The organism is Actinomadura formosensis (assembly GCF_050948385.1).
Lineage (GTDB): Bacteria > Actinomycetota > Actinomycetes > Streptosporangiales > Streptosporangiaceae > Spirillospora > Spirillospora formosensis.
This window is the reverse complement of the sequence record NZ_CP192011.1, coordinates 3,335,102-3,357,560: the sequence shown is the minus strand read 5'-3', so window position 1 is coordinate 3,357,560 and position 22,459 is coordinate 3,335,102. Positions and strand designations below refer to the sequence as shown.

16 protein-coding genes are annotated in these 22,459 nt (G+C 71.7%); 6 read left to right on the top strand and 10 right to left on the bottom strand.

The window, feature by feature from the left end:
- Positions 1 to 57 precede the first annotated feature (57 nt).
- Positions 58 to 1,362 carry a salicylate synthase gene (locus tag ACQP1N_RS15825; RefSeq protein ID WP_433232152.1) on the top strand — a complete coding sequence of 435 codons (1,305 nt, stop codon included), beginning with the start codon at positions 58 to 60 and terminating at the stop codon, positions 1,360 to 1,362.
- 151 nt (positions 1,363 to 1,513) lie between these two features.
- Here the strand turns inward: ACQP1N_RS15825 and ACQP1N_RS15820 are convergent, their stop codons facing one another.
- The 3 genes from ACQP1N_RS15820 to ACQP1N_RS15810 all read right to left on the bottom strand — a co-directional run bounded on the left by ACQP1N_RS15820 (position 1,514) and on the right by ACQP1N_RS15810 (position 6,296).
- Positions 1,514 to 2,074: a hypothetical protein gene (locus tag ACQP1N_RS15820; RefSeq protein ID WP_433232149.1), complete on the bottom strand. Its 561-nt coding sequence runs from the start codon at positions 2,072 to 2,074 to the stop codon at positions 1,514 to 1,516.
- Entirely contained in the window at positions 2,071 to 2,511 is a 441-nt protein-coding gene (locus ACQP1N_RS15815) for an ATP-binding protein (protein WP_433232146.1), read from the bottom strand. Before ACQP1N_RS15815 ends, ACQP1N_RS15820 begins: the two co-directional genes overlap by 4 nt.
- A 197-nt stretch (positions 2,512 to 2,708) precedes the next feature.
- On the bottom strand, positions 2,709 to 6,296 hold the full coding sequence (locus ACQP1N_RS15810; protein ID WP_433232143.1) for a protein kinase domain-containing protein: 3,588 nt from the start codon (positions 6,294 to 6,296) through the stop codon (positions 2,709 to 2,711).
- A 214-nt stretch (positions 6,297 to 6,510) separates the two neighbouring features.
- Between ACQP1N_RS15810 and ACQP1N_RS15805 the strand changes: the two genes are divergently transcribed.
- From ACQP1N_RS15805 to ACQP1N_RS15795, 3 genes are all read left to right on the top strand, one after another.
- Complete coding sequence (locus ACQP1N_RS15805) at positions 6,511 to 8,349, top strand: ATP-dependent nuclease (protein WP_433232141.1); 1,839 nt, start codon at positions 6,511 to 6,513, stop codon at positions 8,347 to 8,349.
- Between the two features lie 1,032 nt (positions 8,350 to 9,381).
- Positions 9,382 to 10,296 carry a helix-turn-helix domain-containing protein gene (locus ACQP1N_RS15800; RefSeq protein ID WP_433232138.1) on the top strand — a complete coding sequence of 305 codons (915 nt, stop codon included), beginning with the start codon at positions 9,382 to 9,384 and terminating at the stop codon, positions 10,294 to 10,296.
- Complete coding sequence (locus tag ACQP1N_RS15795) at positions 10,293 to 10,484, top strand: DUF397 domain-containing protein (protein WP_433232135.1); 192 nt, start codon at positions 10,293 to 10,295, stop codon at positions 10,482 to 10,484. Before ACQP1N_RS15800 ends, ACQP1N_RS15795 begins: the two co-directional genes overlap by 4 nt.
- Before the next feature lie 392 nt (positions 10,485 to 10,876).
- On the opposite strand, the gene ACQP1N_RS15790 is transcribed toward ACQP1N_RS15795, so the two are convergent.
- Positions 10,877 to 11,248, bottom strand: coding sequence for a DUF7008 domain-containing protein (locus tag ACQP1N_RS15790; RefSeq protein WP_433232133.1), 372 nt, complete (start codon positions 11,246 to 11,248; stop codon positions 10,877 to 10,879).
- A 491-nt stretch (positions 11,249 to 11,739) separates the two neighbouring features.
- Here ACQP1N_RS15790 and ACQP1N_RS15785 point away from each other — a divergent pair, with 491 nt between their 5' ends.
- A complete protein-coding gene (locus tag ACQP1N_RS15785) occupies positions 11,740 to 12,786 on the top strand; it encodes a hypothetical protein (RefSeq protein WP_433232131.1) in 1,047 nt (348 codons plus the stop codon).
- 59 nt (positions 12,787 to 12,845) lie between these two features.
- Here the strand turns inward: ACQP1N_RS15785 and ACQP1N_RS15780 are convergent, their stop codons facing one another.
- Positions 12,846 to 14,447, bottom strand: a complete 1,602-nt coding sequence (locus ACQP1N_RS15780) for a (2,3-dihydroxybenzoyl)adenylate synthase (protein ID WP_433232726.1) — start codon at positions 14,445 to 14,447, stop codon at positions 12,846 to 12,848.
- Positions 14,448 to 14,460: 13 nt separating this feature from the next.
- Positions 14,461 to 14,862: an aspartate 1-decarboxylase gene (gene panD, locus ACQP1N_RS15775; protein WP_433232129.1), complete on the bottom strand. Its 402-nt coding sequence runs from the start codon at positions 14,860 to 14,862 to the stop codon at positions 14,461 to 14,463.
- Positions 14,863 to 14,937: 75 nt separating this feature from the next.
- On the opposite strand from panD, the gene entS reads away from it, so the two are divergent.
- A complete protein-coding gene (entS, locus tag ACQP1N_RS15770; protein WP_433232126.1) occupies positions 14,938 to 16,182 on the top strand; it encodes an enterobactin transporter EntS in 1,245 nt (414 codons plus the stop codon).
- Here entS and ACQP1N_RS15765 read toward each other — a convergent pair whose 3' ends face one another.
- The 4 genes from ACQP1N_RS15765 to ACQP1N_RS15750 are packed head-to-tail and all read right to left on the bottom strand — an operon-like array spanning position 16,183 to position 22,428.
- On the bottom strand, positions 16,183 to 19,527 hold the full coding sequence (locus tag ACQP1N_RS15765; protein ID WP_433232124.1) for an amino acid adenylation domain-containing protein: 3,345 nt from the start codon (positions 19,525 to 19,527) through the stop codon (positions 16,183 to 16,185).
- Between the two features lie 35 nt (positions 19,528 to 19,562).
- Positions 19,563 to 20,366, bottom strand: coding sequence for an ABC transporter ATP-binding protein (locus ACQP1N_RS15760; protein WP_433232121.1), 804 nt, complete (start codon positions 20,364 to 20,366; stop codon positions 19,563 to 19,565).
- A complete protein-coding gene (locus tag ACQP1N_RS15755; RefSeq protein ID WP_433232118.1) occupies positions 20,363 to 21,388 on the bottom strand; it encodes a FecCD family ABC transporter permease in 1,026 nt (341 codons plus the stop codon). The genes ACQP1N_RS15760 and ACQP1N_RS15755 overlap by 4 nt, the downstream gene beginning before the upstream one ends.
- Positions 21,385 to 22,428, bottom strand: a complete 1,044-nt coding sequence (locus ACQP1N_RS15750) for a FecCD family ABC transporter permease (RefSeq protein ID WP_433232117.1) — start codon at positions 22,426 to 22,428, stop codon at positions 21,385 to 21,387. Before ACQP1N_RS15750 ends, ACQP1N_RS15755 begins: the two co-directional genes overlap by 4 nt.
- Between the last annotated feature and the right edge of the window lie 31 nt (positions 22,429 to 22,459).

Genomic DNA, 22,459 nt, shown 5'->3' with positions numbered 1-22,459 from the left:
GAACGTGCAAGGTTAGCCTTACCTAACTTGATCTTCTGTGAAAGGGAGTCGACCGCCTTGTCCACCGCTCTGCGCACTGACACGCCCCCCGAGGAACTCGTGCTGGAGTGCACGTCGGACCCGCTCACCGCCATGGCCCGGCTGGCCGCGTCCGGGCTGTTCGGCGACTACGTCGTGTACGAGCGGCCCGGCTCATGGACGTTCGCGGGCGGTGTGCTCGGCGAGGTCGTCCTCGACGCGGACGCCGTCCACACCACCTGGCCGGGCCGGGCCCCCGCCACCCGCCCCTGGTCGGGACGGCCCGCCGACGCGCTCCGCGACGCGTTCGCCGGGGCCGCCCCGCTCTCCGCGTGGAACGCCTACGGCTGGATCGCGTTCGAGTTCGCCGCGCCCCGTCCCACCGGGCGGCTCGCGCACCTGATCGTCCCGCGCACCGAGGTCCGGGTCGAGGACGGCCGCGCCCGCATCACCGGCCCCGGCACCGCCCAGGTCGCCGGCCTCCTCACCGACGTCTCCCCGATCACCGGAACACCGTCGCCCCTCGACGTCCGGGTGGACGAAGCCCGCTACCGGGCGCGCGTGGCCGAGGCCGTCACCGAGATCCACGAGGGCCGCTACCAGAAGGTCATCGTGTCCCGCCGCCTGGACATCCCCCATCCCGTGGACGTCATATCGACCTATGTCCGCGGCCGTGAGGCGAACACGCCCGCCCGCTCGTTCCTCCTCGACGTCGGCGGCTTCCAGGCGGCCGGGTTCAGCCCCGAGGTCCTCGCGACCGTGGACACCGGCGGCCGGGTCATGACGCAGCCGCTCGCGGGCACCCGCGCGTTCGGCCGGGGCGCCGACCTCGACACCCGCACCCGCCGCGAACTGGAAACGGATCCGAAGGAGATCTACGAGCACGCCGTCTCGGTCCGCACCTCCCAGGAGGAGCTGGGCCGGGTCTGCGAGGCCGGGACCGTCCAGGTCACCGGCTTCATGACGGTGAAGGAGCGCGGCAGCGTCCAGCACCTCGGCTCCAGCGTCGCCGGCACCCTCGCCCCCGGCCGCACCGCGTGGGACGCCCTGGAGTCACTGTTCCCCGGCGTGACCGCGTCCGGCATCCCCAAGCCGGCGGCGATCGAGGCCATCACCCGCCTGGAGGAACACCGCGGCCTGTACTCCGGCGCCGTGGTGACCGTCTCCCACGACGGCGCCCTCGACGCGGCCCTCGTCCTGCGCGCCCTCTACGCCGAGAACGGCCGCGCCTGGCTCCGCGCCGGCGCGGGCATAGTCAGCGCGTCCACCCCCGCCCGCGAATACGAGGAGACCTGCGAAAAACTCACCACCCTCGCCCCCCACATCGTCCCCCGAACCTCCTAGCGGACCAGGTTCGAGAAACGGTGAGGTTCGGTACGAGATGGTCCACCAGTTCGCGGACGGCGGCGCGCCAGCCGCCGGGGCGCAGGCCGCCGCGGAGCCGGACGTGGCCGGGGCCGATGCGCTGGGACTGGTCCCATCGCGGACGAGGGGGTCAAAGGGTCCCGCGTTTGTAGTCGCGGTACTTGCCCGCCAGGGTGTCGGTGTCCAGCGGGGGCCATTCGGTGAGGGCGCCGGTGTGGCGGTCGATGACGAGGACGGTGTCGGACGGCGGGGGCGCGGGCCGGGCGATGAAGCCTTCGTCGAAGGATTCGACGGAAAGCAGGACCGGGCGGCCGGCCGTGCGGGTGTACCAGGCGTCGGCGCGGCGCCAGGCTTCGGCGCGGTCGACCGGGTGGGTCCGCTGGCCGTAGGCGGCGAGGACGTCGGAGATGCTGCGGATCGTCCGGCAGCGCTCAAGGCCGCAGCCCAGGCAGAACACGCGGTCGTGGCCGTCGCGCCCGTAGCGGTGGGCGGTGAGGATGGTGGTGAGCGCCACCGACGTCGCCAGCGTCAGCGTCCGGGCGGTCCGGGCGAAGGCGGCGCTGTGCGGGTCGAGGGCGTTGGGGTTCGCCAGGACGAGGCGGTCCAGGGCGTACGGGTCGGTGCGCATGGCGGCGGTCATCGTGGACCGCACCTGGGCGACCGTCCATTCGCGCAGGTCGGGGCCGGTCACGCCGCCTCACCGAGGGTCATGCCGAACAGGGCGGCGACGGTGCGGGAGCGGTCGTTGCCGAACCAGCCCCAGCCGGTGGCGAGGAAGGAGACGGTCCGCAGGCCGCGTCCGGACTCGGCGTCGGCGGCGGCGTCGATGACGGCGGGCTCGGAGGGGGCGCCCTCGTCGGTGATGGCGACGGCGACCGCGGCGTCCCAGCGGGCGATCTCGACGGTGAAGGTCCCGCCGGGCTGGCCCGACTTGGTGTGCCGGAGCGCGTTCACCACGAGTTCGTCGACGGCGAGGAGCACCTCGTCGAGCAGGGGGCAGCCGTCCAGGAGCATGGTGGTGAAGCGGCGGGCGGCGCGGGCTTGGACGAGTTCGCCGGGAAAGGCGCGCCGCCAGCGCTGCGCGGTCGCGGGTGCGGGGTCGGGCAGCACGGGCAGTGGATACGACATGCGATTCCTTAACGCGTTGTGGCCGATTCGTCATCGTGCGTGTTCATCTTCACGATCTCGACGGCCGAACGCACGAAAAATGCCTCGTCAGGCCACTGATTCGCACGCCCAGCGGGCGAACGTCGCCCGCATCGGCGTGCGGGAACCGCACGTGCGGGCCGTGAACGTTCGCGGCCCGGTCACGGGCCGGGCTCTGTTCAGGTGCCGGCGGCGGGCGGGACGTCGAAGTCCCATGCCATCTCCCACACCCACATCCCCGAATCGAGGTCGGTGGTGGCCAGCAGGGTGCCGTCCCGGCTCAGCGCCGCCTGGTAGAGCGGCGCGGCATGGCCTTCCAGTGTGCGCAGGCAGCGCCCGGAGCCGACGTCCCACACCCGCACCAGCCGGTCGTGGCCGGTGACCGCGAACGTCCCGTCGGCGCTGAGCGCGAACACGCCGGGGGTGTCCGGCATCGGCACGCTGGTGACGATGCCGCCGGCCCCGGTCTCCCACACGTGCAGCGCGTCCGGGTCGGGTGACGCGCCCAGCCTTCCGTCGGCGCTGAAGGCGGCGGCGGTGTCGAACCCGCCGCGTGCGGCCCGGCTGAGGAAGGAGTACCGGAGCTCGCCGGTGCCCACGTCCCACGCGCCGGCGAACAGGCCGTGGGAGACGAACAGGGTCCGGCCGTCCGCGCTGAAGTCCAGGCGGTCGTCGCGGGAACGCGACCGCAGCGTCCATGCGGGGCGGTCCTCTCCCGGCGGCCACAGATGGATCTCGTTCTGGTCGGGCGGGCCGCCGAAGCGGTTCGCCTCCGGGTGCGTGCCTGCGAGCGTGGCCGCGTACCGGCCGTCCGGGCTGAGCGCCGCCGCGTGGACGGTGCCGCCGTGCGCCGGCCACGCGCGCAGGATGCCGCCCGCGGGCAGGTCGCGCAGGCGCAGGCCGCCGGTCCGGTCGCCGATCAGGATGCGGTCGCCCGCCGGGTTCACCGCGAACGCGCTGATGGCGCCGAACTCGTCGGTGAACAGGCGCTTGCCGCCGGTTTCGAGGCTCAGCTGCCGGATCGTGCCCGCGGACGTCAGGACCAGGAGCAGCATCCCGTCCACGGCGAACCGGATGTCCCTGGCGCTGCCGCCCTCGCCGCGGTCGAAGGTGTGCGGCCGCTCGCCCGCGGCGACGTCCCAGACGTCCACCTCACCGGTCCACCGGCCCGTCGCCGCGATGAGGCCGTCTTCGCGCAGGGCCAGCGTCGGCGGCTGCGTGAACTCGCCGTGCCCGTCGTAGGAGTACAGCGGTGCCGCGCTGAGCAGGGTGGACCTGCGGCCGTGCCCGCCCACCCGCGCCCACGCCGCCCGCAGGTCCGGGTGGCGGCCGAAGCCGGGCATCCGCTGGGCGGATCTCAGCGTCTCCGCCGCGGCCGGGTACCGGCCCCGGCGCGCCAGGTCGTCGGCGCGGTCCATCAGCTCGCGGAACACGTCGTCCGCCCGGGTGAGTTCGCGGGCGGGCCGTGGCCGCGCGTAATGCCAGGGGGCCTGATAGCCGCCGGTGGGGAGCGACCGGACCGCGACGCGTGCCCCGTCCAGGCCGACCACCGCGACCCGGCCGTCCGCGCTGACCGCGAGGGAGTACGCCCAGGGGGCGTCGGACGGCAGTTCCCGGTCGAGCGTGCGCAGGCAGCGGCCGGTCGAGGCGTCCCACGCCTGCGTCTGGGAGCCGCCGTCCGCCGAGGTCACCATGGCCGGCCCCGCCGCGGCGAGCGCGATGGACTCCACGTGCCGCCATGCGTGCGGCACCTCGCTGACCACGGCGCACCGCCGCGCGTCCCACAGGGTGAGCGGCCCCTCCCACCAGGCGACCACGGCGTACCGGGCGTCGGCGGACACGGCTCCGACGTCCAGCGGGCTGGTGCGGACGGGCCGGCCGTGCAATGTCCCTCTGACGGGTCCGGCCAGCACACCGGCGCAGTGTTCGCCCGCCACGTCCCACGAACGGACCGTGCAGTCGTATTCTCCACCGAACGAGGCGGACAGGGCGCCGCTGCCGTCCTGGCTCAGCGCCAGCGAAGTGACCGGTCCGGTATGGCCGCGCAGGAGGGCGACGCAACGCGCCTCGCCGGCCTCCCACACCTGGATCAGGCCCTGCGCGGACCCTGTCGCGACGCGGCGGCCGTCGCCGCTCACCGCCGCGGTGCGGGCGTCGTTCACCGCCGGCCGCCTCCGCAGCCGGCGGCCTCGCTCCAGGTCCCACAGTTCGACGGTGCCGTCCCGCAGGACGGCGGCTCCGAGCGTGCCGGCCGCGTCCATCGCCAGGGCGTCGACCGGCTGCCCGCGCTTCGCCAGCGTGTGCGGCCGCCGGCCGGAACCGGGCGCCCACAGCAGCAGCCTGCCCGTCCGGTCGCCGGACAGGACGAGGCCGCCGTCCGCGCTGACCGCGACCGCGGAGACGTTGTCCTCGACGTAGCCGCGGTCTTTCCGGGCCCGGCCGTCGAGGTCGGCGCGGATCCGCGGCGGCCGGCTCTCCCATTCGGCCAGCGCCGCGGCGGCGTCCGGGGAGGCGGGGTCGGCGGCGACCGCCCGGCGCAGCAGTTCGCCGGCCCGCTCGTCCTCGTGCCGCTCCAGTTGCACGGCGCCCAGCAGGAAGGCGCCGTATCCCGCCTGCCCGGCTCCGGACGCGGCCAGCGCGGCCTCGGTGTTGGAGACGACTTCTTCGCCGGTCTCCTGGCCCGACCGCCATCTGTGCAGGCCGAAGTTGTAGACCGACGGCAGGTGGTACGGGTCGGTGCCGAGCGCCCGCCGCCACAGCTCCTCGGCCTCCTCGGTCCGGCCGAGGTCCAGGAGCGAGAGGGCCTGGTTCGACAGGCCGTCCGACAGCAGCCGCGCCGCCCTGGGCGCGGGCCGCTCGTAGTGGACGCCGAGGACCTCGCGGTACACCTCGGTGAGCGTCGCCGCCAGTTCACCGAACCCGGCCGGACGCGCCGCCGGGTCCTCGGTGAGGCACCGGCGCAGCACGGTCACCATCGCCGGCGGGATCGGCACCGGCGTGTCGTCGTCCAGCACGGCCTCCAGCGCCTGCCGGGCGGCCTGGCCGCGGCGCGACGGCAGCCGGCCGGCGAACATCTCCAGCACGGTCACCGCCCACGACCACACGTCGGTCGCCGTCGTCAGCCGGATCCCCCGGGCCCCCGCCGCCGCAGCCGCCTGCTCCGGAGAGCAGTAGGCGCGCGTCATCCCGCCGAAGCTGACCGTCTCCGGATGGTCCGCGGGCCGCGTCGCCTCGCTGTTCCCGGTCGCGGCTCGGGCCTTGGCCAGGCCGAAGTCGGTCACCTTGGCCGTGCCGTCCGGTTCCAGCATCACGTTCGCGGACTTGACATCCTGGTGGACGAGCCCTGCCTCGTGCGCATGTTCAAGCCCCCACGCCGTCTGCACGGCTATGTCGAGGACGCGGGCCAGCGCCGCCCGCCGGCCACCCGCGTACAGTTCTCCGCCGCTCACGGCCTGAGCCAGGTTGCCGCCGTCGACCCATTCCGCGAACACACGGGGCACGCCGTCGATCGTGCGGACATAGGCGCAGCCGACCGTGTGCGGGTGCAGCCCGAGCCCTATCCACGTGCCGGCCTCGGCCTCGAAGTGGGCGCGATCCTCCGGGGTCTGGACCAGCTCGGGTCGCGGCGTCTTCACCGCCATGTCCACCCGCCAGCCGCGGTGGCGCACCCGGTGCACCACCCCCATGCCCCCGCTGTGCACCACGCCGAGCACCTCGTACAGGCCGAGCACGACCTCTCCCGGCACCCACTCCCGAACCGGCTCCATGGCGTCAGTGTGCGCGATTCACGCGCGGTTCGCGTCCTGGAACCGGCGGTCGGACATGGCGAAGCTCACCAGCGCCTCTTTGAGGTCGCACGGACGTGCGGCGACACCCTCCGGTTTACCTAACCCAGCGTATCGGCGCACTGCGGTCAGTCACCGAATTCGGCTGCGGCGGGACGCCTGTGAGCGATGAGGTTCCTGTGTGCGGATACAGCGAGTGAAGATCAATAACTATCGGTGTCTGCGGGACGTGGACATCCGCTTCGACGACATCACGACCTTCATCGGGCCGAACGGGGTGGGCAAGTCCGCGGTGCTACGCGCCCTGGACTGGTTCTTCAACGGTCCGCCGGGAGGTCGCGGGCTCACCGATGACGACGTGTGGGCCGGAGCCGAGCGGAAGCAGATCAGCGTCGGGGTGGAGTTCTCCGACCTCACCAACGTGGATCGGGACGCGCTGGGCAAGTACGCGTCCGGTGACATCCAGACCGTGTGGCTGTGGCGCCGCTGGGAGGACGGTTCCGACAAGCTGTCAGGACGCGCGCTCACCTACCCACCCTTCGACGAGATCAGGACCATCAAGAGTGCGCTGGATCGCCGCAAGCGATACAAGGCGCTGAGCGACGAACACCCCGGGCTCGGCCTGCCGCCCGTTAAGAATGCGCCGGAACTGGACGAGGCGATGGCCAGGTGGGAGCGCGAGCACCCGGAGCGGCTTGAGGGGACGGAGCTGGACGCCGACACCCACTTCTTCGGGTTCGCCGGCCAGGCCAAGATGACCGGCCTATTCGACTACGTATTCGTCAGCGCCGATCTGCGGGCCGGCGAGGAGGGACGGGATGTCAAGGGCTCCGTCATCGGGCGGATCCTGAACCAGGCCATCGACCGCAGCGAGGCGGAGGAGGAGATGGCCGAGTTGCAAGTCCTGGTCAACGCGAACCGGGAGAGCATCCAGAGCAAGCACTTCGGAAAGCAGCTGGAGTCTCTCTCAGATCAGCTGACCACGGAGATCGAGCAGCTCACCATGGGCCGACGCGTTCAGGTCGACTCCCTCGTACCCGAGCTGCTGTTGCCGCAGGCGCAGTTCCAGGTCTCCATCCAGGACGGCACCGCGCGCACCCGGATCGACCAGCAGGGGCACGGCTTCCAGCGCGCCCTGCTCGTCACCGCCCTGCGCGTCCTCGCGCAGAGCGCCGTCACGGCGAGCGATCGCACGATCTTCCTGGCCATCGAAGAGCCCGAACTGTTCCAGCATCCGGTGCAGGCCCGCGCGTTCGCGGCCGTCCTGCGTGCGCTTGCCGCGGACACCGGGCACGGGGTGCAGATCGCGTACGGGACGCACAGTCCGTATTTCCTGGAGATCGAGGGCTTCACGCAGATCCGGCGGATGACGCGCGAGTTCGCTGCGGGCGCGCCGTCCGTGCGGATCCATTCGACCAGTGCCGGGAGCGTCACGGCCCGGCTCGGCGCACTGCTCGACCGGGCCGCCGTCGACCGGCGGCTGGCGAAAACGTACCTGATGGACCTTCCCGAGGCGCTCTTCGGCCACGCGGTACTCCTGGTCGAGGGCAGCACCGACCGGGGTGTCTGGGAGGGTTGTGGTCAACGTCTGGATCCGTTGAACAGGCACGGCATCGTCGTGGCCGATGTCGGAGGCAAGGACCACATCGCCTTTGCCCATGCAATTCTCACCGAGATGGGCGTGCCCTGCTACGCCGTCTTCGATGGGGATGCCAACTGCAAACCGGAGAAGGTGGAGGAGAACAAACGCAAGAACCGCTCGCTGGTCGAATACCTCGGCGGAGTGCCGGAGGACTTCCCGGTGACGAAGGTGCACGACTCCTATGCGATCGTCCACGAGAACCTGGAGACGTATCTGCGGAGCGAGTGGCCGGAGTGGGAGGCCGCGCGGCGATCCCTCGTCTCCGGCGGGCGGGGAGTGGACGGTAAGAGGTGGGCCACCTATCGGCAGGCCGCCGTCGAAGCGGTCGTAGATCCGCCGGCGTGGCTCAGCGACGTCATCTCCAAGGTCAGGGACCTCTGCCCGGACGGGTGACCCGGCAGGGTGATTTCAAGTCGTTGGGGATGGCTGGTCGTGACGCTATATGAGCATGAGCAGCGGCACGGCCCGGTCGTAGTCACGGCCGATCCTCCGGACAGTTTCGGTGATCCGGGTGATGCCGTGGACGGTCAGGGGGCGTCGAGGGTAAGGGTGCGCGGGGCGGCGGTGTCGCGGGGACCGCTGTCCTGTGCTCCAGCCCGGCGAACAGCCTCTTGACCTGTGCGGTCTCGGTGGTGCCCTCCGGCACCGCGACCTGCGCGAGTGTCACCGGGTCCTGCCCTTGCGGCCGTGACCAGCGCGGAGAACAGAACCGGGCGCCCCCATCGGTCCAGGTGCCGCGCAGGTCCTTGCCATTCAGCGCGAACTGCCGCCCGCCCTGAAGACGGCGACTGGAAATACAGGTACCCGGGCTGAGTAACGGCCAAATACAGCCGGGCCAAATAATTGCTACTGGACCTCCGACGTCTCCGTGACAACGCCACCGCCGCACACCGAGGAATGCCATTAGTCAAAACCGGATAGCACCTGGCGGGGTATCGTCGGCCTCGGTGGTGAGCGGCGCCGCCGATAGGGACGGGCGACGGTGGCGGCGTAGACGGTCGCGGCAGCCAAGGCCAGAACGGGGAACGCCGCAGTAGCGCGGCCGGTGCGAGCCCAGGACTGGTCGAGCCTGAAGACATCCCTTCGTGATCGGTCTTGGCTTCGCCATGACGGGTTCTGCGCCGACGCATGAGAAGGGTGCAGTCGAGGTAGTGAAAACCGACTCGCATCCAGGGAATTCGGAGTATGGCGCTTGGTCCGATGGACATCGGGGCCAGGCCACTGTGGGGCGACTGTGAGAACAGTTGGCCTCGTGTAGGGCACCGGACGTCGAGACTAGGGCCGCTACAAGAACGCGCTAAAGCGAGTCACGGTCTTCCTGGCCGGCGTGGACCTGTTCGATACAAAATTGTGGCCTTGTTCGGGCTGCCCGGCCGTTCATTTCTCTGCCGAGTCTCGGACGCGTCGTGTACATACGGTAGTGACATGGTCACGGTTCCGCTCCCGGGGGTCAGCATGGTCAGCCCGTACGTACGACGCCAGCGTCTGGCGGCCGAACTCCGCAAGCTCCGCGAGGAGCGCGGCATGATGGCGGACGAACTCGCCAAGCGCATCCACTACTCGCGCATGAAGATCAGCCGCCTGGAGAACGCCCACGGCCGCCCCGACGTCGCCGACGTCATCACCATCCTCAACACGCTTGAGATCCCAGACCAGAAGTGGAAGGAGATCGTCACGCTCGCCCACGCCGCAGCGACCAAGGGCTGGTGGGACCGCTACGGGGACGCGATGGGTGCACGTCAGCGCCTCTATGCCGACGTGGAATCGGGTGCTGCAACAATCCGGGAGTACAACAACACGACGATCCCGGGGCTTCTTCAGACCGCGGAGTACAGTTCAGCTCTCGTCAAACTCAAGCGCGCTGAAGGCGCACTCGGCTTCAGCCCGTCCAAGATGACCGAGGCACGGGAGCGTCGCCAGGCGGTCATCCTGGATCCGGAAGGTCCTGTCTACGACCTGATCCTTGACGAGGTCGTCCTCCGGCGAATCAGCGTCCCGATCGAAATCATGGCAGCTCAGCTCCATCTCTTGATCACCCGTGTGACTTCCCAGCCTCAGACCAACGTGCGCGTCCTCCCGGTGGACGCATACATGGAAGGAGTCGCCGTCCCTCGGTCCGCGTTCTCGCTCTACACCTTCCCGGATCCAGCAGACCCCCCAATGGTCATAGTGGACGCCCCCAGCCACGACCTCGCCTACACCGAACCTGACGATGTCGACCAGCACGTCAAGAGGTATGAACTTCTGAGTGAGGCTGTTCTATCCTCAGAAGACAGCCTCAAGTGTCTGGCTGAGGCTGCCGATCGACTAAGTCGTAGGGCAACTGGAGCAGGTGGATGACCAAGAAGTTTGCAGGTTGGCGGGTATCCAGCTACAGCGAAGCAGGCGGGCATTGCGTTGAAGTAGGCCGTTCGACCTCCGGCACGATCGGCGTTCGAGACTCCACGCTGCACGGCCGTGGGCCGACCCTGGAGTTCACACGCGCCGAGTGGGCCGCTCTGCTCAACTCCATGCAAGCAACTCGATAGGAAGCGACTGATCAAGGGCCACAGTTAAGACCGGTCAGCGATCCACGGCAATGCGCAGGTCGCTACAGGTTCCCCCAATCTAGAGCGGCCTGCGCTTTAGGGGCCGGGCAGCAAAGACAGCAATTCCACTGAGGTGTATGGCGGGCCACTGAACCGAGTAACAGGGGAAAAGTAGATACCGGGGAAAGACTTCTACTGACGCAAGGCATATCACTGGAGAGCCGAGCCAACTGCGTCAATATTGCGTCGGCTACTGACCGTTTTAACCAAAGATGTCCGCGGCTCCTAAGGCTCCCAGCACCGCCCCAATCACCGAATCGACAGACCAAGGTGAACGGTCCTTCTCGACTCGCTTTGAATGAGTTGATCGGACGACCCTGACCTCTGCCCGGTCAGGAAGTCTTCTTCCTCCGGCCCCCGCGCTTGGGCTTCTCGGGACGCCAATTCTTGAGATCGTCGTCCGAGATCCCATACGTGCGCTGCTTGTCCTCCAGGTACATGGCGTACGCGTCGGCCGGGCTCTGCCCGAACGCGGGATCAACCTCGCCATGCCACTGCCGCACCCACGGCAGGACCTCAGCCAGGCCGGCGAGCAACGGAGTCAACCGAGCCGCGTCCCACCCATCCTGAGTGGCCCGCTCCTCGATCAAGATCATGAGCGCCTGCGCCCGCTCCCGATGATCCCAGCCAGCCCACCCGAGAAGCATGGACGAGTCCCCGTCCAGCCCACTCCCCGGGTACGAAATGAACCGCTCCTTGGGCACATCAAGCTTGCCCTGGTTCCGCCAGTACGAAGTCTCTTGAGGAAGTCAGCCGAGGTGTACTTGGGAGGCACTGGAATATCAAGCCGCTTACCCGTCCGATCCTCCTCACGCTGCTACTCCCACACGCCCTCCTCCTGTACCCGCTTTCACAAACCGGACGTGTCCTTGCACCGCCGGACCTCCAGTTGCGGAACATGTCGTTGAAATCTGCATTGAGCTTCTGAAACTACCTGCGAAAGACAGTATCCAAATGCCATTCCAAGAATTTCTTACGAGGTTGAGGGACGCGACCCCGCCGGTCAGACGATCCGGCGGCGGTTCGCCGCCCTGAGGTGACCGATGCGCGGACGCAGGACGGTATCGCCGTCAGGGGGAGCCGATCCCGACGGGCCAGACCCGGCGGTCGGAGTATCGGCCGGCCGGTGTTGCGGGCCCGGTGCGGGACACACGGTGAGTAAGTCCAAACGGTACTGATGAGGTTGTGTTCTGATATGAAAAATGCGGTATCCGTTGCGGCGTGCGGCGGGATGCTGACCGTGGCGCTGGCCGCTTCTCCCGTGCAGGCGGCGGAGACGACGATCCCGCAGCGGATCGTGGTGGATCCGGTGGCGGTGCAGAACTGGGACGCCGATGTCACGGTGACCGGCCAGGTGCAGCAGAACCGCGGGGCCGGCTGGGTGGCCGCCCCGGCGGGGCTGGTGGTCCACTTCGACAGCCCGGACGGGGAACTGCAGGTGACGGCGACGGGGCAGACCGGGGGCCGGTTCCAGGCGACGTTCTTTCCGGGGCCAGGGAACATCATCGCGCGGGTGGCCGGCTACGGGCAGGTCACCGAGACCTCGGCCCGGGTGCTCGGCTGGATCAGCCGGCTGTACATCGACCAGTCGCTGGGCGATCGGGAGACCAATCCGGTCCATCCGCTGTACGGGAAGACCTTCGAGGTCCGCCGGACGCTGAAGGCGGTGCGCGGCGAGGCCCTCCCCGGGCGGAAGGTGACGCTGTGGTGGGCGCCCAAGGGAACCTCCGGCTATCCGAAGACGGGGTGGAAGCAGGTCACCTCGGGCGTCACCGACTCCAACGGCCGGGTGAAGATCCGGGCGACCGCGTGGACGTCCGGGTGGCTGCGCACCACCTTCGCCGGTGACGCCACCTACACCAACGTCGAGTCGGGCTACCCGTTCCGGGTGTCCTACAAGACCGCGATCGCCAGTTTCAACGCCTCCCCGGAGCCCGCGCGCAAGGGTCAGTATCTGGCGCTCACCGGCCGGTTGATGCGGTGGACGCCCTCGGGCGGCTGGCAGCCGATCAAGGACAAGTGGGTCAGTGCGCAGTACCGGCTCAAGGGGCAGACGACCTGGCGCACGGCGTTCTGTCACAACGGCGGCGCCGCGACCAGCTCGACCGGCTGGTTCCGGTTGCAGTGCCAGACCCCGGCTGACGCGACCTGGATGGCCTACTACCTCAGCCCGTACGCCGCCCCCGACACCAGTAAGACCGACTTCCCCGCTCAGGCCACCGATTACGTCGACGTCCAGTAACCGGCTGAAACCCTGTATCCGCCAGGCTGCTAATGCCTTTTCAGGTGGCGCCGCAAGCCTCAAGGCCCGGTCGCGTGTTGAGGCGGAAGAGCTGCCGTGGCGCGGGTGGTGAGGGTTTTTTTGCTGATTTTGCCTACGGGGGTTCGGGGGAACTCGCTTACCGTTTCGAGGCGGTCGGGGAATTTGTAGGCGGCTACGCCGCGGGTGCGGAGGAAGTCCTTCAGGTCGCGGAGGGTTGGGGGCTTTTCGGCTTCTCTGAGGATGAGGAAGGCGCAGGTGCGTTCGCCCATGGTCGGGTCTGGGACGCCTACCACGGCGGCGTCGTGGATCGCCGGGTGGGCGAGGAGATGGTTTTCGAGTTCCTCGGCGGAGATCTTGTCGCCGCCCCGGTTGATCTGGTCCTTTTCGCGGCCCTCGACGATGAGGTGGCCCGAGGGCAACTCTCTCACCAGGTCGCCGGTGCGGTAGAAGCCGTCCGGGGTGAAGGAGCGGGCGTTGTGCTCGGGGGCGCGGTAGTAGCCGCGGAGGGTGTAGGGGCCTCGGGTCAGGAGTTCGCCCACCTCGCCGGGGGCGACCCGCTTGCCGTCGGCGTCGACTATGCGGATCTCGTCGGCCGGGGACAGGGGGCGGCCCTGGGTCCGTTCGACCAGGTCGTCTGGGTCGTCCAGGCGGGTGTAGTTGAGGAGGCCCTCGGCCATGCCGAAGACCTGCTGGACGGCGCAGCCGAGGACGCCGGGGACCTCGGCGGCCCGTTCGGCGGCGAACTTCGCGCCGCCCACCTGGAGGAGCCGGAGGGACGAGATGTCCTCGTCCTGCCAGGTCACCGCGTCCAGCCAGAGGAGGGCGATCGGGGGGACGACCGCGCAGACCGTGGCGCGTTCGCGTTCGATGAGGGGGAACGCCTCGTCGGGTGAGCCGGAGGGAGCCAGGACCACCGTGCCGCCGGCGGCGAAGACGCCGAGGATGCCGGGGCAGGCCAGGGCGAAATTGTGCGCGGCGGGGAGGACGACCAGGTAGACCGTGGAGGACGTGAAGCCGCAGAGCTCAGCGCTGGCCTCCAGGTTGTAGACGTAGTCGCGGTGTGTTCTGGGGATGAGTTTCGGCAGGCCGGTGGTGCCGCCGGAGAGCAGGAAGACGCCGACGTCTGAGGGGGCGGGGCCGTCGATCGGTGCCGGCTCGGCGTCCACGGACGCCAGCGGGGGGAACTCCTCGGCTTCACCGTCCACGATCACGTGCTCTACGGGGAGCTCGCGGGCCATCGCGCGGTAGTCGAAGTCGCCGTCGCGGTCGGCGCAGATGTAGGCGCGGGCCTCCGCCAGTTCGCAGAGGTGGCGGATTTCGCTGGCGCGGTGTGCGGGGAGGGCCAGGACGGGGGCGGCGCCGATGCGGACGAGCGCGAGGAACGTCACCACGAAGCCGGCGGTGTTGGGGAGCTGGACGACCACGCGGTCGCCGCGGCGGATGCCGAGGCGCAGGAGGCCGGCGGCGGTGCGGGCGGCCCGGTCGTCGAGGTCGGCGTAGGTGAGGCGGTCGGCGCCGGCCACCAGGGCGGTGTGGGCGGGGGCGCCGCGCAGGACGTCGCCGAGGAGGCGGCCGGTCCAGTAGCCCTCGGCCTTGTAGCGGGCTTCGAGGTCGGCGGGCCAGGGGGTGAAGCCGTCCATGCTCACCGGCGGGTCACCGCCCCGCGAGCTGGGCGGGGGCGCCGGGGACCGGCTCGGACGGGTCGGAGCCGAGCGCGACGATGCGGTTGGCGGCGTCCACGTGGACGACGTGGGGCTCGTGGCGGGCCGCGTCGTCCATGGACGTGTAGCTGATGATGATGACCAGGTCGCCGGGCTGGACCTGGCGGGCGGCGGCGCCGTTGACGCCGATGACGCCGCTGCCCGCCGCGCCGGTGATGGCGTAGGTGACGAGCCGGGCGCCGTTGGTGATGTCGACGATGTGGACCTGTTCGCCCTCGACGATGTCGGCGGCGGCCATCAGGTCCGCGTCGATGGTCAGGGAGCCCACGTAGTGCAGGTCCGCCTGGGTGACGGTCGCGCGGTGGATCTTTCCGTTCATCAGCGTCCGCTGCACGGGTTCGTCCTCTCCTTCACGATCAACTAAGGCTAGGCTTACCTTAGCTACTCGATCGGCAGAGGAGAACCCGGGATGCTCCGGCGACTGGCCATGGACATCGGTCCCCTGCGCGACAGCAGGCCGTTCCGCAACGTGTTCGCCGCCCGCACCGTCTCGGTGTTCGGGATCGGCATGCTGGCGGTCGCGCTTCCGGTGCAGGTGTACGACCTGACCGGCTCGACCGTGCACGTCGGCGGGGTCTCGGCGGCGGAGGGGCTCGCGCTGCTCGCCGGGTTCCTGTGGGGCGGTGTGCTCGCCGACCGGCACGACCGGCGGCGGCTCATGCTGCGGGCCCGGACGGCCGCCGGGATCGGGTTCGCGCTGCTGGCGCTGAACGCGTTCCTTCCGTCGCCGTCGCTCCTCGCGGTGTACGCGCTGGCGGCGTGGGACGGGCTGGCGACCGGTGTCAGCGTGACCGCGCTGCTGGCCGCGACCCCGGCGCTGGTCGGGCCGGACAAGCTGGTCGCGGCGGGGGCGCTGAACGCGCTGACCGTCCGGCTCGGGTCGATGGCCTCGCCCGCGCTCGGTGGCCTGGTGGTGTCGGCGTTCGGCGTCGGCTGGAACTACGCCGCCGCGGCGGCCGGAACGATCGGCACGCTCGGGCTGCTGACGACGCTGCCGCCGCTCAGACCGGCCGCCGGGAAGGCCGAGGCGAATCCGCTGCAGGCCATCGGGGACGGGTTCCGCTTCGTCGCGTCCCATCGGGTCGTGGGCTCGCTCATGCTGCTCGGCCTGCTGTTCATGGTCGCGGGCGGTGTCCCCGTGCTGATGCCCGCGTTCGCGGCCCGGAGCCTGGACGGCGGCGCCACCACGGTCGGGCTGCTGTTCGCGGCGCCGGCGTGCGGGGCCGTGCTCGCGTCCGTGACGAGCGGATGGGCCGGGTCGGCGAGGGCACCCGGCCTGGCGCTGCTCGTCGCCTCCGTCGCCGGGTTCGCGGCGCTCGCCTGCCTGGGCCTGGCCCGTCACCCGGCGCTCGCGGTGGCGATCCTGTTCGTGTACGGGTTCGTCGAGTCGGTCGAGGAGATCCTCCGGTACGGGCTGATCCAGTCGCACACTCCCGGCTCGTATCTGGGACGTGTCAACGCGCTGTGGGCGGCGCAGGAGACGGGCGGCGGCGCGATCGGGTCGCTGGGGGCCGGGGCCCTCGGCCGCTATCTGGCGCCGGGCGCCGCCATCGTCGTCTACGGGACGGTCAGCGCCGTTCTCGCGCTGGCCTTGGCCCTGACCCTCACCGGGCTCCGGACGGCGAGGCTGCGTCCGGAGCCCGAAGCGGGCTGATCAGCCGAGGCGGGCGGTGAGCTCCTCTTCGGTCATGGCCTCGACCTCCAGCCAGATGGAGGCGACGGCCTCCAGGCGTCCTGGCGTGTCCTCCAGTTCGGTGAAGCGGCGGCAGACACCGGTGATGGTCCGCTCGGCGAACAGCACCCGGACCGGCAGCGCGGTCGTGTCGAGCGCCTCGCGCAGCCGCGCGATCACCCTGGTGGCGAGGACGGAGTCGCCGCCGAGGGCGAAGAAGTCGGCGTCCGCGCCGACGCGCTCCTCCCCCAGCACCTCGGCGGCGATCCGGGCCAGCACCTTCTCCAGTGACGTCGCCGGCTCGGCATGGGACGTGGCCGTCCGCGCGCCGGCCAGGGCGGCGAGGGCCTCGCGGTCGACCTTGCCGTTCGGGGTCAGCGGCAGTTCGTCCAGGGGAACGAGCAGGTCGGGCACCATGTGCGGGGACAGCAGGCCGCCGGCGTGGGCCAGCACCGCGTCAAGGTCGCCGGACGCCACCACGGCGGCGGCCAACCGGCCGTTGGACAGCAGCGCGACCGCCCGGTCCACGGCGGGATGGTCCCGCAGCGCGGCCTCGATCTCGCCGAGTTCGATCCGGAAGCCGCGGATCTTGACCTGGTGGTCGCGGCGGCCGAGGAATTCGAGGGTCCCGTCCGGCCGGTAGCGGGCCAGGTCGCCCGTCCGGTACCAGCGGACGCCCTCGCAGGCGACGAACCGGTCGGCGGTGCGGCCGGGGTCCCCGGCGTAGCCGTCCGCGACCCCGGCGCCGCCGATCCACAGCTCGCCCGTCACCCAGTCGGGACGGTCGCGGCCCCGCTCGTCCACGACCCGGCACGCGACGCCGCGCAGCGGCACCCCGTACGGGACGGCGTGCCAGCCGGACGGCACCTCGCCCGCGACCTCCTGCACCGTGGAGTGGATCGCGGTCTCCGTCGTCCCGCCCAGCGCCACGAACCGGCATCCCGGCGCGCGCTCCGCCAGCAGGGCGGGCAGGTGGGTGCCGACCCAGTCGCCGCCCAGCAGGACGAGCCGCAGGCTCCGCGGGCGTCCCGCGTGCAGCAGCATCTCCAGCACGGACGGGACGCAGTTCAGGACGGTCACCGACCAGCGCCGCACCAGCTCGTTCCACCGGACGGCATCGCGCCGCTCATCCTCGCCGGGCAGGACGACCGCGCCGCCGGCCGACCAGGGCGCGAACAGGTCGAACACCGACAGGTCGAAGTCGAGCGCCGACACCCCGAGCGTGACGTCGTCCTCGGCGATCGCGAACCGCTCGACGAGGTCGCCGATGGTGTTCATGGCCGCGCCGTGCGACACCTCGACGCCCTTCGGCTCACCCGTCGAGCCGGAGGTGAACAGGACGTACGCCACCTGGTCCGGGCGGACCGCGACCGGTTCCGGCAGCGGCTCGGTGCCGGGGAGGCCGCCCGCCGTGATGGCGGCGGCGACGCGCGCACCGGCACGGATCTTGGCGCGGCGGGCCTCCGGCTGCTCCGGGCCGATGGGGACGTAGGCGGCTCCGGCGGCCAGGACGCCGAGGACGGCGGCGGCCTGCTCCGGCCCCTTCGCGAGTTCGACCGAGACACGATCTCCAGGGCGCACGCCCTCGGCGACCAGGCCGGAGGCGACCCGCAGCGCCCGGGAGGCCAGCTCGCCGTAGGTCAGGGTGCCGTCGTCGCCCCAGTGCAGGGCCGGGGCGTGCGGGGCGCGGCGGGCGTGCGCGAAGAAACCCCCGGTCAGCGTGCGCGGCGGCGGAGCCGGGGTCGCGTTCAGGGCGTGCCGGACGCGAAGCTGCGACGGCGGCGCGGTGATGCCGAGGGGCGCCGACCAGTCGGCGCCGGGCGCGCCCAGGCGGGTGATCGCGGCCGTGTAGGCGTCGAACATCGCCTCGACGACGCCGTCCGGGAACGCGGGACACCGGACGTCCCAGTTCAGCAGCAGGCCGCCGGACACCTCGGTCACCTGCGCGTCCAGCAGCACCTGCGGGCCCTGCGAGATGATCCACTCCGGTTCGCCGAAGTGCTCGCGGACGCGGTCGCCGAACAGCTCCCCCAGGTTCAGGGCGCTGGTGTAGACGACGGGGGCGAGAACCTGCTCGCCGCGCAGCCGGGACAGGTCGCGCAGCACCTCCAGGCCGGAGTAGTCGCCGTGCGCGCCCGCCGTGTGCAGGTTCGCCTGCAGCCGCCGCGCCCGCTCGACGAACGGGAGGTCCTCGCGCAGGTCGGTCTCCAGCATGATCGAGCCGGTGAAGTCGCCGACGACGGAGTCCACGTCCGGGTGGACGGGCTCGCGGTGGAACAGCGGCAGGTTGAGCAGGAAGCGCGGCGTGGCCGACCAGGCGCCGATGACCTCGGCGAACACCGCGGCGAGGGCCATGGCCGGGGTGACGCCCTCGGCATGGGCGCGGGCGATGAGGCGGTCCTTGCCGTCCGGCGGGAGCCAGTGGTGCCTGCGCTCGACGCGGTCGCCGGGCTCGGGGACGACGGGCAGCTCGGGCGGGCCGGGCAGGTCCGCGAGCCGTCCGGCCCACCAGCGCCGGTCCCGCTCGCGGGCCGCGGCGCGGGGGTCGTCGGCGAGGTAGCGGGCGTAGCCGTAGCGGATCGGCGCGAGGGTCTCGCCCCCGTACAGGGCGGCGAGGTCGGCCAGCATGACGCGGTAGCTCATCGCGTCGGCGGCGATCATGTCGACGTCCAGGTGCAGGCGGGCGGTGCCGTCGGGCAGCAGGCTGAGGCGGGCGTCGAAGACGCGGCCGTCCTCGATGGGCAGGCGCTGCCGCGACATCTCGGCCCGGATGCGCGCCAGCTCGGCACCGGGATCGTCCGCCGGGCGCAGGTCGTGGACGGTCACGGCGGGTCCGGGGCGTTCGGGCAGGATGCGCTGGGTGCCGTCGTCCGCCACCGCGACGCGGAGCATCGGGTGCCGCCGCGCCAGGGCGCGGACGGCCGCCTCGAACCGGGCGGGGTCGATCGCGCGGCCGTCCAGCTCGGCGTACAGGTGCGCGGCGACCGAGCCGAGCGGCTGGCCGGAGTCGCGGCCGATCCAGTACGCGTGCTGCATCAGCGCGAGCGGGAAAGGGCGGCCGGGCTCGATGCCGGCGGGCTCACGTCCGGAAGGACGCCCGGTCACCTCCGCCCGGCCCTTCTCTGCGAGCAGGTCCCACCACTCCGCGAGGGTGGGGCGCTCGGCCAGTTCGGCGAAGCGGATCTCGATGCCGCGGCGGCGCAGCCGGCCGGTCAGCCGCATGAGCCGGATCGAGTCCATCCCGAGCTCGATGAGGTTGTCGTCCGCCTCCGCGCGCTCGCCCAGTATCTCGGCCAGCGTGGTCTGCAGCTCTTCCCAGGTCAGCACGGAACCCCTTTCAAATTAGGTAAGGCTAACCTAATTTAGGGGTTTTCTGCCGTCAACGTGCGCCGCCGCCCGGCCGGGACGATCAGCGGCGTCGCCGTCTCCGGGTCGGCAATGACCCGGCACGGCAGCCCGAACACGCGCTCCACCAGCTCGGCCGTCACGATCTCGGCGGGCGGTCCCTCGGCCAGCACCTCCCCGCCGCGCATCGCGATCAGGTGCGTGGCGTACCGGCAGGCATGGTTGAGGTCGTGCAGGACGGCGACGAGGGTGCGGCCCTCCTCATGGAGCCGCGCGCACAGGTCGAGGACCTCGATCTGGTGGGCGATGTCCAGGTACGTGGTCGGCTCGTCCAGCAGCAGGATTCCGGTCCGCTGGGCCAGGACGAGGGCGAGCCGCACCCGCTGGCGCTGGCCGCCGGACAGCTCGTCCACCACCCGGTCCGCGAGGCCGGTGACGCCGACGGCCTCCATCGCCTCGGTGACCGCGGCCTCGTCCTCCCGCGACCACTGGCGCAGCAGGCTCTGGTGCGGGTACCGGCCGCGCGCCACGAGATCGCCGACCGTGATGCCCTCGGGGGTGAGCGGCGACTGCGGCAGCAGCCCGAGCCGCCGCGCGAGCCGCTTCGGGGCCAGCGCCCCGATCGGGTCGCCGTCCAGGTAGACGGTTCCCTCGCGGGGACGCAGCAGCCGGGCGAGGGCGCGCAGCAGCGTCGACTTCCCGCACGCGTTCGGGCCGACGATGACGGTGAACGACCCGTCCGGGATCTGCACGCCCAGCCGTTCGGCGACGACTCGCTTCTCGTAGGCGAGGGTGAGATCCTCCGCGCGCAACCGGGTCACGTCGTCCCCTTCCGTCCCGTGGTGGAAAGCAGCCAGGCCAGGTACACGCCGCCGAGGACGCCGGTGACGACGCCCACCGGCACCGCGACCGGAAGATGGAGCGAGATGAGGTCGCCGCAGGCCAGGAGCGCGGCCCCGGTCAGCGCGGCGGGCAGCAGCTGCGGGCCGGGACGCCGGGTCAGCCGCCGGGCGAGCTGCGGCGCGGCCAGCGCGACGAACGGAACGGGCCCGGCCGCCGCGGTCGCCGCCGCGGCGAGGCCCACCCCGGCGGCGATGAGCAGCGCGCGGGTCCGCTGGACCGGGACGCCGAGCGCCTGCGCCGCGTCGTCGCCCAGCTCCCCCATGCCGAGCGGGCGGGCGAGCAGCAGCGCGGCCGGGAGGAGCACGGCCAGCGCCAGCGCCAGCGGGACGGCCTGATCCCAGTCGCGTCCGTTGAGGCTGCCGGTCAGCCAGAACGCGGCCTCGTACGCCTCGCGCAGGTCGGCCCGGGTGATGAGGTAGGAGTTCAGCGCCTCCAGCATCGCCGCCGCCGCGACGCCGATCAGCACCAGCCGGACGCCGTGCACGCCGCCGCCGCGCCGGTAGGCGACCAGGTAGACGGCGAGCGCGGTCAGCACCGCGCCCGCCACCGAGCCGGCCGTGATCGCGGCGGCGCCGCCGCCGAACACCAGGATCTGCAGCAGCGCCCCGGTCGCCGAGCCGGTGGTGAAGCCGATCAGGTCGGGGCTGCCGAGCGGGTTGCGGGAGACGCTCTGGAAGATCGCGCCGCTGAGCCCGAGCGCGAGGCCCGCGAGCAGCCCGGTGACGGCGCGCGGCAGCCGCAGCGCCGTCACGATGAACCCGGTGGCACGATCGCCCTGCCCGAGGACGGCGCGCACCACGTCCGGCGGCGAGATGGGGAACTCGCCCGAGCCGACGACGAGAACGGCGGCGCCGATCGCGGCCGCCGCCAGCACCCCGCACACCGCCGCGGCCCGCGGCTCCCAGCGCAGCGACAGCGCCCCCGCGCGCAGCACTCTCACAGGTCGCGCGTCCTTCCCCGCCGCACCATCACGGCGAACAGCGGCGCCCCGAGGAACGCGGTGACGATGCCGGTCTCCAGTTCGCCGGGCGCGCTGACGCGGCCGATGATGTCCGCGCCGAGCAGCAGGACGGGCGCGAGCAGCAGCGAGTACGGCAGGACGAGCCGCTGGTCGGGGCCCACGGCCGTCCGGACGATGAACGGGACGGCCAGCCCGAGGAACGCGATCGGCCCGGCCGCCGCCGTCGCCGACCCGCACAGCAGCACCACCGCGGCCGCCCCGAGCACCCGCGTCCGGCCGGGACGCGAGCCGAGGGCGCGGCCCGCGTCGTCGCCCATGCCGAGCGCGTTCAGCGGGCGGGCGAGCAGCAGCGCCAGGACCGTGCCCGCCGCGATGAACGGCAGGACGCGCAGGAGGACCGGCATCTCCCGGCCGCCCAGGGAGCCGACCTGCCAGAACCGGAAGCCGCCGAAGGTGTGCGGGGTGAGCAGCATGACGCCGGCCGTCAGCGCGCTGGACACGGCGTTCACGGCCGCCCCGGCGAGCACCAGCCGGGCGGGTGCGGCGCCGCCGCGTCCCCGCGCGCCGATCAGGTACACCAGGGCCGCCGCGCCCGCCGCGCCGGCGAACGCCGCCCAGACGCAGACGAGCACGTCGTCCGCGCGGGTCGCGGCGATGACGAGGACGACGGCGAGCGCCGCGCCGCCGTTCACGCCGAGCAGTCCCGGCTCGGCGAGCGGGTTGCGGGTGAGGGCCTGCATCACCGCGCCGGCGAGGCCGAGCGCCATTCCGACGGCGATGCCGAGGAGGGTGCGCGGCAGCCGCAGCTCGTGGACGATCAGCTCCGCGCGTGACCCGCCGTCCGGGGAGAACACGCCGGGCAGCACCCGCCCGAGCGGGACATGGCCGGCGCCGATCGCGAGGCTCCCCACGACGGTCGCCAGCAGGGCCGCCGCGAGCAGGACGAGCCGGAGCCGGTGGGAGCCGCGTCCCCCCCGCGCCGGGGGGCGCGGCGGCGGCGTTCGCGCGGGGGACAGCACAAAGTGAGGCTAGCCTAAGCTAACTTGCCCG

Coding starts and splice junctions, on each gene's coding strand:
- ACQP1N_RS15815 (WP_433232146.1), bottom strand. CDS start 2,511: ATGTCGTATCCACTGCCCGTGCTGCCCGACCCCGCACCCGCGACCGCG.
- ACQP1N_RS15810 (WP_433232143.1), bottom strand. CDS start 6,296: ATGGAGCCGGTTCGGGAGTGGGTGCCGGGAGAGGTCGTGCTCGGCCTG.
- ACQP1N_RS15800 (WP_433232138.1), top strand. CDS start 9,382: ATGGTCACGGTTCCGCTCCCGGGGGTCAGCATGGTCAGCCCGTACGTA.
- ACQP1N_RS15795 (WP_433232135.1), top strand. CDS start 10,293: ATGACCAAGAAGTTTGCAGGTTGGCGGGTATCCAGCTACAGCGAAGCA.
- ACQP1N_RS15785 (WP_433232131.1), top strand. CDS start 11,740: ATGAAAAATGCGGTATCCGTTGCGGCGTGCGGCGGGATGCTGACCGTG.
- ACQP1N_RS15780 (WP_433232726.1), bottom strand. CDS start 14,447: ATGGACGGCTTCACCCCCTGGCCCGCCGACCTCGAAGCCCGCTACAAG.
- entS (WP_433232126.1), top strand. CDS start 14,938: ATGCTCCGGCGACTGGCCATGGACATCGGTCCCCTGCGCGACAGCAGG.